The sequence below is a fragment of the Streptomyces sp. NPDC020747 genome, assembly GCF_044334695.1.
GTDB lineage: Bacteria > Actinomycetota > Actinomycetes > Streptomycetales > Streptomycetaceae > Streptomyces.
In genome coordinates this window covers 743,574-756,677 of record NZ_JBIRTJ010000003.1, presented here as the reverse complement: position 1 = coordinate 756,677, position 13,104 = coordinate 743,574, and the positions used below count along the sequence as shown (strand labels likewise).

Genomic DNA, 13,104 nt, shown 5'->3' with positions numbered 1-13,104 from the left:
CTCTGTCCGGGCGTCCTTGGCGTCGTCCACGCCGTCAACCCTAGGCACGCCGGACCTCGTTGGCCTCCACGGCGACGCGGTGGGTGCGGACGACGCGTGACGGACGACGGGTACGACGGCCGCGACCGCGGTGCCCCTGCTCGTAGGAACGAAAGGCCGCCCGGCACACGGCCAGGGCGAGGGCGAAGACCGGGAGCCAGGCGAGTCGGAACGCCACCCAGGTGAGGTCGTCCGGAGTGGTGTGCAGGCCCGGGAGCCTGCCCGCGAGGAGGCCCGTGGCGGTGACCGACATCAGTGCCGTCTGGTGCCACAGAAAGATCGTCATCGCGGAGAGGTTGACGAAGGCTACCCAGGCCCAGAGCACCGGCCGGCGCATCGCCCGGCGCAGCCGCTCGCGCAGCAGCAGCGCCAGCCCGCACTGGGCCAGGCCGAAGGTGACCACGGCCAGACTCGGCGGGTCGAGGTTGGACACGGAGGCACCGGGGACGCCGACCATCGACGCCGGATAGCCGCCCCACGCCACCAGTCCAGCGGTCACCGCCGCGCCGCCCGCCAGCAGCACCCAGCCCGAACGCCGGGTCAGCTCGCCCCGCGTCCAGGCCGCGCCCAGCGTGTACGGCACGAGCCAGCCCGCCGCCACATTGACCCAGCCCAGCCAGGCCGGGCCGCCGAATCCGAAGCGGATGAGGTCCACATGGAGAACAACGGCCAGCGGCCACAACGGGTTCACCCGGGTCACCAGTGGGGTCGCCGCCGTCAGCGCGGCGAAGACCAGCAGGAACCAGAGAGGGGACAGGACCAGCTTCAGCAGCGCGTGGACCGTCTCCAGGTCCGCGCCCGTCACGAGGAGGCCGACCGTGGCCACGGTCCACAGCCCGAGGACGGCCGCCACCGGCTTGAAGAGGCGGGACAGGCGCGTACCGAGCCAGCGTCCGTACGTCGTCCCGCGCGACCGCGCCGACGCGTAGCTCTTGGTCGCCACGTGCCCGCCCACCAGGAAGAACACGGCGAGCGTCTGGAGGACCCACGAGATGGGCGCGAGCCAGGGCATGTGCGCCAGCGGGCTCGACGTACGCAGCCTGTCGCCGTCCGCGACCAGGGCCGTGACGAGCCAGTGGCCGAGCACGACGCCGAGTATCGCGAAGGCGCGCAGGGCGTCGACGGAACGGTCCCGGTCCGCCGGTGTCGCCGCGTCGATCCGCTCGGCGCCGAGGCGCAGTCGGCGTATCACCTCATCCATGGGTCATCTCCGATGTCTCGCCGAGCACGATCCGGGCGATGTTGGCCAAGGACACCGAGCCCGGCTTGAGGTAGTCGCTGTGGCCGCCGTCGCCCGCCGCGAAGACTCGGGCGCCGAAGGCCGGGGACACGGGGTCGGTGCCGAAGCCGACCGTCGTGCCGAAGAGGTCGGCTCTGGTGTGCGGGACGTCCGCGATCCAGTCGCCGCCGCCGCGGCCGGCCCAGACGCGTGCCTTCGTGTGCAGGCCGGCGGCCGAGTCCACGCCTGTGCCCGGGCTGCCTGTGAGCACCAGGTCCGAGATGTCGAGGCCGCTCGCCGCGCGGGCGCCCACGACCGTCCCGTACGAGTGGCACAGCAGGGTGAGCCCCGCGTGTCTGTTCACCCGCCTCAACTCGCCTATGAACTCACGGAGTTCGGGTGCGGCTTTCTTGGCCAGGCCCGTGGTGAGGACGTCGGGGCTGATCGTGCCCGGCGTCTCGTAGCCGAGCCAGGCGACCACCGCGGCGCGGGGGCCGAGCCGCTGGTGCAGGGCGAGGGCTCCTTCGCGGAAGCGGTCGTAGGTGTCCAGGCTCGTGTCTGAGCCGGGCACCAGGACCGCCACGTGGTCGGCCTTCGCCAGGTCGCCGAAGACCTCGGCGGCTCGGCCGGAGCCGCGGGCGTCGAAGGTGAGGAAGCGGCGCGAGGGGTCCGCCATGGAGCGGACGGCGGCCGCCCGGCTGCGGTCGCCGTGGGCCGCGGCCATGCGCGAGGCCTCGGCTGCGTTCGCCCGGTTCGCCGCGTAGGCGCTGTCCAGCGTGGTCGGGGTCACCGTGCCGGTGCGGGCCGGGGCCGGTGCCGGTATCTCCGGATGGGCGGCCGCGGCGGAGAGCGGGGCGACGACCGCGCCCGCGATCAGAGCGACGAGCAGCCCGCGGCGGGCGCGGGGCCATCGGGGGCGTCTGGTCTGAGGGGCTGGCCGATCTGCCCGACCCAGCCGGTCTGCCTGGCCCGATCGCTGCGTCCGTCCCGGTCGCACCGCGGACCGCCCCGTGTTCGCCCTCCCCCGTAGACCCATCACCGTGCCCCCGTCCCAGTTCGCCCGTCCATCGGGCCCAACTGAGAAGGAAGTTACGGATCTGGGCTTGTGGTCGGCGTCCCGCCAGGGAGCTCAACTACGAGGTAGCTCTCAGGTATTACGGGTATCACCGGGACGCCTTGGGCCGCACCGCCAGTGGCCCCGCCCCGCTCCGGAACGGGCCCCGCACCGGTAGCGGCAGCGCTCCGGCACCGGACCCTCACCCGTACCGCCAGTGCTCCTGCACCGGCACCGCACCCGTCGCGGCTCGTCTGCCGGAGCGTAGGGGCTGAGCGCACACTTCCCCGCGCCCCTGAAGGGGCGAGGCTGCGCCACCCCCCTCCTAAAGGATGCTGCTGGCGAATCCCGCCAAGGCGAGGACAAGTGACGTCTGAGTCCCAGCGACACGCCGTGCATGCGGCGTGTCGCTGGGACTGAGCAGACACTTACCGCCTCGCAGGGAATTCGGCGACAGCGTCCTTACGGGGCAGGGGCGCGCTTCTACCAGGCCAGCTGGGCGATCTCCTCCGCCACCACCGCGCACGCGTCCGCCGCCGGGTCGATCAGGGGGAAGTGGCCGACGTCCTCCAGGAGCGTCAGGCCGACCACCTCGCCGGCCCTGGCCGCCGCGTCCGCGTATGCCTCGGCGACCGCCTGCGGTACGACGACGTCCTCGCGACCCTGGACCAGGGTCGTGGCGATGCCCGTCGGGAGGAGCAGGGCCGGATCGGCGTACGGCCGACGCTCCCCGAACTTCGCTTCCCCGCCCAGGAGTTGGCGGGCCGCGCCGGAGCAGACGTCCAGTTTCTCCGCGACCGTGAAGTCGGCGATCGGGGCGAGTGCGACGACGCCCCGCAGCGGGGCGGGGCGGTCCGTGCGCCACGGTGCGTCGGCCGGCAGCAGGTGGCGGGCCGCCGCCCAGAGAGCCAGCTGGCCGCCCGCCGAGTGCCCGGTGACCACCATGCGGCGCGGGTCGGCCTGCGGCAGGGCCTCACGCAGGAGTCCCGGCATCGCGTCGAGCGCCGCCGCCACGTCGTCGAACGTGTCCGGCCAGCGTCCCGCGACAGGCCCGTCGCCGCCCTGCGCCGGGATGGTGCCGCCGCGCCGGTACTCGACGTTGGCCACGGCGAAGCCCCGCCTGGCCAGGAAGTCCGCGAACGGCGTGATGTGCCGGCGGTCGTACGGTGCCCGCCAGGCGCCGCCGTGCAGGACGACGACGAGCGGGGCCTGTTCCTCGCCGCCGCGTGGCGCGTAGAAGTCGACGACCTGGTCGGGGTGGTCGCCGTACGCGATGGTGCTGTCGGGGTCGACGGGCGGATGCGAGAAGGCCGACTCCTCCTCCGCGGCGTCGCGGGCGTCGTCCGGCATGCTCCAACCTCTCAGCGGTGCGGCGTGTGTTCACCTGCGCGGCCCGCCTGTCAACACGCTCCGGCGGGCGGACCGTTGGCGGGACGGTATCAGGCCGGTGACGTGCCTCAACACGCGGCTGTGACCCTCAGTGAGGGGCAAATGGTTCTATTGTTTCGTTACGCTGGTGGTGGGGTGCGCTCCCTCACGCGGTTTCCACGCGCCTCCGCCGAACCCCTCTGCCGAACCCCTCCGCCAACCGCCTCCGCCAAACGCCTCGGGCAAGCGTCTCGACCGCGGCCACCGTACGTCCATGAAGGAGCCCTCCATGTCCGCCGAACCCGGCACCGTCCGTCCCGGGGGGCGTACCGCGCGGGTGCGGGCCGCCGTGCTGCGGGCCGCCGGGGACGTACTCGTCGAGCAGGGGTTCACGCATCTCGATCTGGCGGATGTCGCGCGACGGGCCGAGGTGGGCAAGACCACGGTGTACCGGCGGTGGGGGAGCGTGACGGGGCTCGTCGCGGATCTGCTCGCCGAGATGGCGGAGGAGTCGTTGCCGCGTACGGAGACGGGGTCTGTGCTCGGTGATCTCCGGGCCAATGCGCGGCTTGTCCGGCGGACGTTGGCCGATCCGCGGCAGGGGGCGTTGTTCCGGGCCGTGATCGCTGCCGCGACGGGGGACGGGCGTACGGCGGAGGCGTTGCGGCGGTTCTATGAGGTGCGGGTCGCCGAGTGGGCTCCTTGTGTCGAACAGGCCGTTGCCCGGGGGGAGTTGCCGCCAGGCACGGACGCGTCCGAGGTCGTACGGGCCGTCTCCGCGCCCCTCTACTACACGTTGCTCACGACGGGGGCGGCGCCCGGTGTGGCGGCGGCCGACCGGGCGGCGGAGGCCGCCGTTGCCGCGGCGCGGGCCGGGGTGTTTGTTGTGGGGGCGTGAATCTGTGCAGGGGGCGACCTCGGCGTTTCTTTCGCCCCCGCCGCCCCTACCCATTCCCGTCCCTTTCTGAGGGCTGCGCCCCCAGACCCCCGCGTCGCGCTGACGCGCTCGTCCTCAAACGCCGGACGGGCTGGCGGGGTGGGTGGGTTGACCGTGGGTGGGTGGGTTGAGATCGGCCTGAACGGCCTCGTCCTCAAACACCGGACGGGCTGAAAATCAGGCGTCGGCCGAGTCGGTAGCTCGAACCCCGACCAGCCGAAAGCTCAGGCACCAGGCCCGCCGAAGGGATCGAGCACCGAACCGGTCAGTTGCTAGAACATCTCCCCCAGAACCCCCGCCGCCCTCTCCACATCCCCGAACCCCACGTACAACGGGGTGAAGCCGAAGCGCAGGACGTCCGGTTCGCGGAAGTCGCCTATGACACCCCTGTCGATCAGGCGGCGCATGACGTTGCCCGCGTCGGTGCAGCGGAGGGCCACCTGGCTGCCGCGTTCCGGGTGGGCTGAGGGAGTTATCGACTCCACCGCGCCCTCGGGGACGTACGCCTCGACGCATTCCAGGAAGAAGTCCGTCAGGGCGAGGGACTTGGTGCGGACCTCCTCGATCGATACGTCGTCCCAGACCTCCAGTGCCGCCTCCAGGGCGAGCATGGAGAGGATGTCGGGGGTGCCGACGCGACCGCGGAGGGCGCCGGGGGCCGGGGTGTAGTCCGGGGTCATGCCGAAGGGGTCGGCGTGGGAGTTCCAGCCCGGGAGGGGTGAGTCGAAGCGCGGTTGGTGGGCCTCGCGGACGTAGAGGTACGCGGGTGAACCCGGGCCGCCGTTCAGGTACTTGTAGGTGCAGCCGACCGCCAGGTCCACGCCGTGTTCGTCGAGGTTCACGGGCAGGGCACCCGCGCTGTGGCACAGGTCCCAGATCGCGACCGCGCCCACCGCGTGGATCGACGCCGTCAGGGACGGCAGGTCGTGCAGGCGGCCTGTGCGGTAGTCGACGTGGTTGAGCAGTACCGCCGCCGTGCGTTCGCTCAGGGCGTCCGGCACCTCTTCCGGCGTCACCGGACGTAGCGTGCAGCCCGTGAGGCGGGCGGCGGAGGCGGCGATGTAGCCGTCCGTGGGGAACGTCGTCGCGTCCACCAGGACCTCGTCCCGGCCGCTCCGCCCCTCCGAACCGCCGTCCGCCAGCCGTACCGCGCCCACAACCGCCTTGAAGACGTTGACACTTGTGGAGTCGCCGACCACGATCTGCCCCGGCGCCGCGCCCACCAGCGGAGCGATCCGGTCGCCGATCCGCTCCGGCGCGGTCCACCAGCCGCTCTCGTCCCAGGACCGGATCCGCAGCGAACCCCACTGGCGGCGTACGACGTCCTCGACGCGGCCGGGGACCGAGCGCGGCAGCGCGCCCAGCGAGTTTCCGTCCAGGTACACCGCGTCGTCGAGGACGAACTGGGCGCGCAGAACGGCCAGTTCGTCCGTCGCGTCCAGCTTCTCGGCCTTCGGCCGCATCTGGGGCTCAGACATGGGACCGCGCCGTCCACAGCTCGGGGAACACGTTCTTCTGTGCCCGCTTCTCCAGCCAGGCCACCCCGGCGGAGCCGCCCGTGCCGGTCTTCGACCCCATGGCCCGCCGGGTGGCCACCAGGTGATCGTTGCGCCAGCGCCACACCAGCTCGGCGACATCGGTCAACGCCTCGCCCAGCCGGGCGAGTTCGGCGTCCTCGTCGCCCGAGTACAGGTCCGCCCAGACGGTCTCGACCTCGGGCGACGGGTCGTAGCGCAGGGACACGTCACGGTCGACGACCGAGGACGGAATCGCGTGGCCGCGTCGTGCGAGCAGCCTCAACACCTCGTCGTACAGGCTCGGTTCGTGCAGGGCCTTCTCCAGCTCGGCGTGCACGCGGGGCGCGCCCCGGTGCGGCACGAGCATGGACGAGGACTTCTCGCCGAGCAGGAACTCCATACGGCGGTACATGGCCGACTGGAAGCCGGAGCCCTCGCCGAGGGCGCTGCGGTACGAGTTGAACTGGCCCGGAGTGAGCTGGCCGAGGGGCTTCCAGGAGGCGGTCAGCGCCTCCAGCTCCCGTACCGACCGCTTCAGGGCCGCCACCGCGACCGGCACCCGGTCCTCGCGCAGCGCCTTCGCCGCGGTCTCCCACTCGTGGACGATGACGGTGAACCACAGCTCCATGACCTGGGTGGTCACCAGGAAGACCATCTCTCCGGGGTCGTCGGAGAGGGTGTGCTGGAGGTGGGTGAGGACGTCCGCCTGGACGTAGTCCTCGTACGGAGTCGTGCCCTGGCTGCTCCAATTTAGTTTTGGGGCGAGATGCGGGGTCTCGGGCTCCGAAGCCTCTTGGGGCTGAGCCTGGTGGGACATCGCTGTCTCCTGTTGTGTACTCCGGGTAGCGGTCCGCCCCTGCCGAATTCGACACGGTGGCCCCGGTCCCCACGGGCATCCTCCACAATCGTGCCCCGAATCCGCAAGGTCCGCCTGGTCACACCAGGCGGACCTGCACAAACGCGACCGTTCGGGGCCGGTCACGAGCCCTGTCGGCTCAGCCCAGGGTCTGGGCCGCCGCCGGGGAGGAGTCCTTCAGGAACTGCGAGCAGCGCTCGTACTCCTCCTGCTCGCCGATCGACTGCGCGGCGCGGGCGAGGCCGTGCAGGGCGCGCAGGAAGCCGCGGTTCGGCTCGTGGTCCCAGGGCACCGGGCCGTGGCCCTTCCAGCCGTTGCGCCGCAGGGAGTCCAGGCCGCGGTGGTAGCCGGTACGGGCGTACGCGTACGACTCGACGACGCTGCCGCGCTCGTAGGCCTCGTCGGCCAGTTGGGCCCAGGCGAGCGAGGAGGTGGGGTACTTGGCGGCGACATCGGCGGGCGGTGTGCCGTTCGCCAGGAGCTCGCGCGGCTCCGGGTCGTCGGGCAGGTGGGTCGGGGGCGGTCCCCCGATGAGGTTCTCGTGAATGGCCATGGGTTCCAGTTTGCCTGCCCGTGACGCCCGCGCGAACATCGCGGGCCCGCTTTACTCCCCCCGCGAACACCTCGGCCACTCGCCGCACCCACTCCGAGGCGCCCCACGACCGGCGGACCGTCTGGTCCAGGTCCCCGACGACCGGCGGCCGGTCTGCCGCAGACGTGTCTATTCCAGCCGCCCCCGCGACTGGTTCGGCTCCAGCGGTGGGGCCGTCACGCTGCCGTGCGTGAGGCATTCCGGGCGCAGGCAGCCCGGCGGAGGCTTGCGTACGGTCGCGAAGGCGATCACCGCGCCCACGGCCAGGATGCCCGCGCACAGGGGCATCGCCCGGCGGAACGCGTCGTCGAAGGCGTCCGCCGACCGGTACGCCTCCTCGCCCATCCCGGCGAGCAGCGGCAGCGCGGCCACGGCGACGAGACCGGCCGCGCGGGCCGCCGCGTTGTTGATACCGCTCGCCAGGCCCGCCCGGCCGACGTCCACGGAGGCGAGCACGGTCGCGGTGAGGGGCGCGACCAGCGTCACCATGCCGAGGCCCAGCACCAGGACGGCGGGCAGCACGTCGGACACGTACGAGGCGTCGGTGCCCACCCGCAGCATCAGCAGCATCCCGGTCGCGCAGAGCAGCGGGCCCACGGTGAGCGGGATGCGGGGGCCGATGCGCTGGGCGAGTTCGCCGGAGCGGGCCGACAGGAACAGCATCAGGACCGTCGTCGGCAGCAGGGCCGTGCCGGCGCCCAGGGCCGAGTACCCGGCCACGACCTGGAGCTGGAGCGCGGAGAGGAAGAAGAAGCCCGCGAAGGCCGCGTACACACACAGGGTGACGACGTTGACCGCCGTGAACTGGCGGGACGCGAAGATGTCGAGCGGCATCATCGGATCGGCCCGCCGCCGCTCCACCATCACGAAGGCGACGCCCGCCGCGACCCCCGCGGCCGCCGTCACGGCGACGACGGACATCGATCCGGCGGACGCCTCGATCAGGGCGTACGTCACCAGGGCCAGCGCCAGCGCGCCGAGGGCCGCGCCGAGCACGTCGAAGCCGCGCCCGTGGACCCGGTCGTCCTTCGACTCCGGTACGTGGCGCAGGGCGATCGGGGCGCAGAGCAGCGCGAGCGGGACGTTGAGGAGGAACACCCAGCGCCAGCCGGGACCGTCCACCAGCCAGCCGCCCAGGAACGGGCCGACCGCCGCGCCGATGCCGCCGAAGCCCGACCACAGGCCGACGGCCCGCGCCCGGTCCTCCGGGTGGAACGACGCCTGGATCAGCGCGAGCGAACCGGGCGTGAGCAGCGCGCCGCCGATGCCCTGCAGCGCGCGGGCCGCGACGAGGACACCCGCGCTGGGCGCGAGCCCGCAGAGCAGGGACGCCGCCGCGAACCACACCACCCCGACGACGAACACCTTCCGCCGCCCGAAGCGGTCACCGAGGGCTCCGCCCAACAGGATCAGGCCCGCGAGGGTCAGCATGTACGCGTTGACGGTCCACTGGAGGCCCGCCAGGTCCGAGTCGAGGTCGCGGCCGATGGTCGGCAGCGCGACGTTCACGACCGTCGAGTCCAGCATCGCCATGCTCGACCCGAGCACGGTCGTCAGCAGGATCCACTTCCCGGCGGGGGACGACATTCTGACGGCCGGGGACTCCTTGGGCGGGGCAGCCATACACCGGAGCATACGGACATACGGCGGGGCCCGGCTCTCCGAAGGGAGAACCGGGCCCGGGCCGTACGAGACGGGGTTACTTGATCTTCGTGCCCGTGGAGCGCAGGTTGCCGCAGGCCTCCGTGACGCGGGCGGCCATCGACGCCTCGGCGAGCTTGCCCCAGGTGCGGGGGTCGTACGTCTTCTTGTTGCCGACCTCGCCGTCGACCTTCAGGACGCCGTCGTAGTTGCGGAACATGTGGTCCGCGACCGGGCGCGTGAACGCGTACTGCGTGTCCGTGTCGAGGTTCATCTTCACGACGCCGTTCTCCAGCGCGGTGGCGATCTCCTCGGCCGTGGAGCCGGAGCCGCCGTGGAAGACGAAGTCGAACGGGGAGGGCTTGCCGTACTTGGCGCCCACGCCCTCGTTCAGCTCCTTGAGGAGCTCGGGGCGGAGCACGACGTTGCCCGGCTTGTAGACACCGTGCACGTTGCCGAAGGACGCGGCCAGCAGGTAGCGGCCCTTCTCGCCGAGGCCCAGGGCCTCCGCCGTACGAATGGCGTCGTCGACCGTCGTGTAGAGGGAGTCGTTGATCTCGTGCGAGACGCCGTCCTCCTCGCCGCCGGTCGGGGTGATCTCGACCTCAAGGATGATCTTCGCGGCGACGGCGCGGGCGAGCAGCTCCTGGCCGATGGCCAGGTTGTCGGCCAGCGTCTCCGCCGAGCCGTCCCACATGTGGGACTGGAACAGCGGGTTCTCGCCGCGGGCCACGCGCTCCTCGGAGACCGCGATCAGCGGGCGTACGTACCCGTCGAGCTTGTCCTTGGGGCAGTGGTCCGTGTGCAGGGCGACCGTGATGTCGTACTTCTTGGCGACGATGTGCGCGAACTCGGCCAGGGCGACCGAACCGGTCACCATGTCCTTGTTGTGCTGGCCGCCCAGGAACTCCGCACCACCGGTGGAGATCTGGATGATGCCGTCGCTCTCGGCCTCCGCGAAGCCGCGCAGCGCAGCGTGCAGGGTCTGGGACGAGGTCACGTTGATGGCCGGGTAGGCGAACTTGCCTGCCTTCGCCCGGTCGAGCATCTCGTTGTAGACCTCGGGGGTTGCGATCGGCATCTGTCCGCTCCTTGTGTATGTGCGGGTGGCGTTCTGCTGCTTACGGCCCTGACCTAGGGAATGACGTCATCGTCGTCCCCATCTTTCCAGACTTGACCGGATGCTCCGGCCTCCGTGCCCAGCCTGTGGACAACTCCCGGCGCGGGCTCGGACCGGAGGTCGGCCGGGGGTGGGACCGGGGCTCGGAACCGGGCTCAGTCCAGGCCCAGTTCGTCCTTCGAGTACGCGAAGAGGTACGGGACGCCCGCGCCCTGCTCGATCTTCTCGGCGGCACCGGTGGCCCGGTCGACGATGGTCGCGACGCCGACCACCTCGGCACCGGCCTCGCGCACGGCCTCGACCGCGGCGAGCGGGGAGCCGCCGGTGGTGGAGGTGTCCTCGACGACGAGCACGCGGCGCCCCGCGATCTCCGGGCCCTCGACCCTGCGCTGCATGCCGTGCGCCTTGGCCGCCTTGCGTACGACGAAGGCGTCGAGGCGGCGGCCCCGCGCTGAGGCGGCGTGCAGCATGGCGCCGGCCACCGGGTCGGCGCCCATGGTGAGGCCGCCGACCGCGTCGAATTCGAGGTCCGCCGTCAGGTCGAGGAGCACCTGGCCGACCAGCGGGGCGGCCTCGCCGTCCAGGGTGACCCGCCGCAGGTCGACGTAGTAGTCCGCCTCCAGACCCGAGGAGAGGGTCACCTTGCCGTGCACCACGGCCTTGTCCTTGATCTGCTGCAGCAGCTCGCCGCGTACGTCGTCACTCATGCGGCTCAGCTTAGAGGCGGCGCCAGGTCCAGGTGGTGGTGGCTTCGAGCGGATCGATGGGGGTGACCAGGCGGGGCAGGGTGTTGAGGCCGTTGGGCGGGCCGGTCTGCGGCTCCACGCAGACGGCGGCCTCCTGCTCGTCGTACACGACGACCCACTGCTCGCGGCTCGCGACGTTCAGCTCCAGCCGGCCCGGCCAGGTGAGGGTGACGTCGACTCCGTCCGGCATCCCGAAGCAGTCGTCCCAGGGGCCGGGCTTCGGGTCGTTACGGCGGCCGGTGGGCAGGTGGTCGTCGCCGCGCTCCTCCTGCCAGGCGGCGGTGAAGTCGACCCGCACGTCCTCGGTGCCCTCGCCGCCCAGGTTGCGGTTGAACCAGGGGTGCCAGCCGATCTGCGCCGGGAAGGAGTCGTCGTACGTCTCCACCGACATGGTCAGCGTCAGGCTGTCGGCGGTCAGGGCGACGACCTGGGTGACACGGCCGGTGTACGGCCAGGGGTCGACGAGGTCGTACGTGATGACGGCCTCGTTCCCGCTCGTGCGGGCCGTGTGCCAGGCGGCGTCCCGGGCGGTGCCGTGGATGGCGTGGGGTGGGGAGTTGAGGGGCAGTTGGTGGGGGGTGGCGCCGTTCAGGAAGCGGCCGTCCCTGGTGCGGCCGCACCAGGGGACCATCGGGAAGCAGCCGAACTTCTGGCCCTGGCGGAGCAGTTCGACTCCGTCGACCCTCAGTCCGCCGATTCGTCCGCCGTTGCCGGGCTGGACGGTCACCTCCGCGTCGGCCGCGGTCAGCGTGATGTCTTCGTTACTCACGCGGGAACCCTAGCGCTCCGCGCTCCGCTGGGTTTGGGGGACTTGGGGCGTGGCTTGGCTGCGGGTTGGTGGGGGCGGGTGGGCGTGGGCCGAGTGCGCCCACGCGGCGGAGCCGCATATGTCACAGCCCCGCGCCCCTGAAAGACGAAAGCCAGGGGTGCAGCCCCGCTTTTAGGGGCGCGGGGAACCGCGCGGCCGGCCCGCACCCAGCCGCACCTGAGACATCTACCGGCGTTTGCGGAGGGCTCTGCCCAGTACTACCGCCGAGGCCAGCAGGAAGGCCGCCGCGGGGGCCGCCCAGCGGAGGGCCGCGCCGGTCCCCGTCGACTCGGGCGCCGGGACCGGGGCGTAACGACCCCGCGGAGGCGCGTGGTCCACCTCCTCCGCGCTGCGGCCGATCATCGTGCGCCGGGCGTGCGCCGCCTCGGCGGGTGCGTCCGGCGCCGGGACCGCGTCGTCCTCGAAACCGCCCTCGAAGTCCTCCTCGGCGAACGGTTCGGGGGAGGGAGGCGGAACCTCGGCCTCGTGGATCGAGGAGGGCTCCTCGGCGGCAGGGGTCGGCTCGGCGGGCGAGGGCTCCTCAGTCGGCGAAGGCTCCGGGGCCGCCGCCTCGGGCTCGGGCTCAGGCTCAGGGACGGACCCCTCGGGCTCGGGGGCCGCCTCCGTCGTCGTTCCCGTAGAACCGCCGGAAGCAGCCGCGGCCCCGTCCGGCGCGGCCAGCCCCTCCGCGAAGCGGTTCAGCAAACGGGTCGTCGCCGAGGTCACCGCGTCCGCCGGGAGCTCCGTGACCCGGCCGTCGGCCGACGCCGTACCGGTGAAGGTGACGGTCGAGCCACTCGGGTCGCCCTCCCGCGAGCGCAGTGCCAAGGTCAGGGCCAGCTTCACCGTGCCGCTGCCGCGGGCCTCGGTGGCGTCGGCCTCCACGGCGTACGTGCCGTCGTCCTGCGGGGAGACGGTGAGCGCCCCGCGATACGTGATGGCGTGCCCGCCGACGCGTACCTTCAGGCGGCCGGAGACGGGCGGTGTCCCCGCGTCCTGCTGGAGGCCGGGCACGGCCCGGGCCACCCGGGCGGGATCGGCGAGAGCCTCGCGCAGCGACTCGACGGGAACCGGAACGAACACCTCATGCTCCATGTCGGCCGAGCCTACCCAGCACGACCCGTACCGCACCTCTGTATGAGGGGATTCCCCCGGATCCCTCGGCAGAGCGACTCGGTCGGAGTCAATGTCGTGATCAGTCCGGCGT

Annotated in this window: 12 protein-coding genes; 1 reads left to right on the top strand and 11 read right to left on the bottom strand. The window is 72.2% G+C overall.

Translation table 11 applies throughout. The features are described 5' to 3' along the window. Positions 1-40 precede the first annotated feature (40 nt). The 3 genes from ACH4YP_RS12520 to ACH4YP_RS12510 all read right to left on the bottom strand — a co-directional run bounded on the left by ACH4YP_RS12520 (position 41) and on the right by ACH4YP_RS12510 (position 3,662). The gene (locus ACH4YP_RS12520; RefSeq protein ID WP_398490493.1) at positions 41-1,240 is read right to left on the bottom strand and encodes an acyltransferase; all 1,200 of its coding nucleotides are present in this window, start codon (positions 1,238-1,240) and stop codon (positions 41-43) included. Continuing rightward, positions 1,233-2,294: an alpha/beta hydrolase gene (locus ACH4YP_RS12515; protein ID WP_398490492.1), complete on the bottom strand. Its 1,062-nt coding sequence runs from the start codon at positions 2,292-2,294 to the stop codon at positions 1,233-1,235. The genes ACH4YP_RS12520 and ACH4YP_RS12515 overlap by 8 nt, the downstream gene beginning before the upstream one ends. 501 nt (positions 2,295-2,795) lie before the next feature. After that, positions 2,796-3,662: an alpha/beta hydrolase gene (locus ACH4YP_RS12510; protein WP_361070079.1), complete on the bottom strand. Its 867-nt coding sequence runs from the start codon at positions 3,660-3,662 to the stop codon at positions 2,796-2,798. Between the two features lie 307 nt (positions 3,663-3,969). Between ACH4YP_RS12510 and ACH4YP_RS12505 the strand changes: the two genes are divergently transcribed. Beyond that, positions 3,970-4,578 carry a TetR/AcrR family transcriptional regulator gene (locus tag ACH4YP_RS12505; RefSeq protein WP_361070082.1) on the top strand — a complete coding sequence of 203 codons (609 nt, stop codon included), beginning with the start codon at positions 3,970-3,972 and terminating at the stop codon, positions 4,576-4,578. A gap of 311 nt (positions 4,579-4,889) precedes the next feature. Here ACH4YP_RS12505 and kynU read toward each other — a convergent pair whose 3' ends face one another. The 8 genes from kynU to ACH4YP_RS12465 form a co-directional block, all read right to left on the bottom strand. Continuing rightward, complete coding sequence (gene kynU, locus ACH4YP_RS12500; protein WP_398490491.1) at positions 4,890-6,095, bottom strand: kynureninase; 1,206 nt, start codon at positions 6,093-6,095, stop codon at positions 4,890-4,892. Next, positions 6,088-6,951 carry a tryptophan 2,3-dioxygenase family protein gene (locus ACH4YP_RS12495; RefSeq protein ID WP_398490490.1) on the bottom strand — a complete coding sequence of 288 codons (864 nt, stop codon included), beginning with the start codon at positions 6,949-6,951 and terminating at the stop codon, positions 6,088-6,090. The genes kynU and ACH4YP_RS12495 overlap by 8 nt, the downstream gene beginning before the upstream one ends. 178 nt (positions 6,952-7,129) lie before the next feature. Then, complete coding sequence (locus tag ACH4YP_RS12490) at positions 7,130-7,543, bottom strand: DUF3151 domain-containing protein (RefSeq protein ID WP_361070091.1); 414 nt, start codon at positions 7,541-7,543, stop codon at positions 7,130-7,132. A gap of 168 nt (positions 7,544-7,711) precedes the next feature. After that, entirely contained in the window at positions 7,712-9,205 is a 1,494-nt protein-coding gene (locus tag ACH4YP_RS12485; RefSeq protein ID WP_361070094.1) for an MFS transporter, read from the bottom strand. A gap of 76 nt (positions 9,206-9,281) precedes the next feature. Next, a complete protein-coding gene (gene fbaA / locus ACH4YP_RS12480) occupies positions 9,282-10,304 on the bottom strand; it encodes a class II fructose-bisphosphate aldolase (RefSeq protein ID WP_217458291.1) in 1,023 nt (340 codons plus the stop codon). 194 nt (positions 10,305-10,498) lie between these two features. Further along, a complete protein-coding gene (gene pyrE, locus ACH4YP_RS12475; RefSeq protein ID WP_361070097.1) occupies positions 10,499-11,050 on the bottom strand; it encodes an orotate phosphoribosyltransferase in 552 nt (183 codons plus the stop codon). A 10-nt stretch (positions 11,051-11,060) separates the two neighbouring features. Then, a complete protein-coding gene (locus ACH4YP_RS12470) occupies positions 11,061-11,858 on the bottom strand; it encodes an aldose 1-epimerase (RefSeq protein WP_361070100.1) in 798 nt (265 codons plus the stop codon). A 225-nt stretch (positions 11,859-12,083) separates the two neighbouring features. Further along, entirely contained in the window at positions 12,084-12,992 is a 909-nt protein-coding gene (locus ACH4YP_RS12465) for an SRPBCC domain-containing protein (RefSeq protein WP_398490489.1), read from the bottom strand. Positions 12,993-13,104 lie beyond the last annotated feature (112 nt).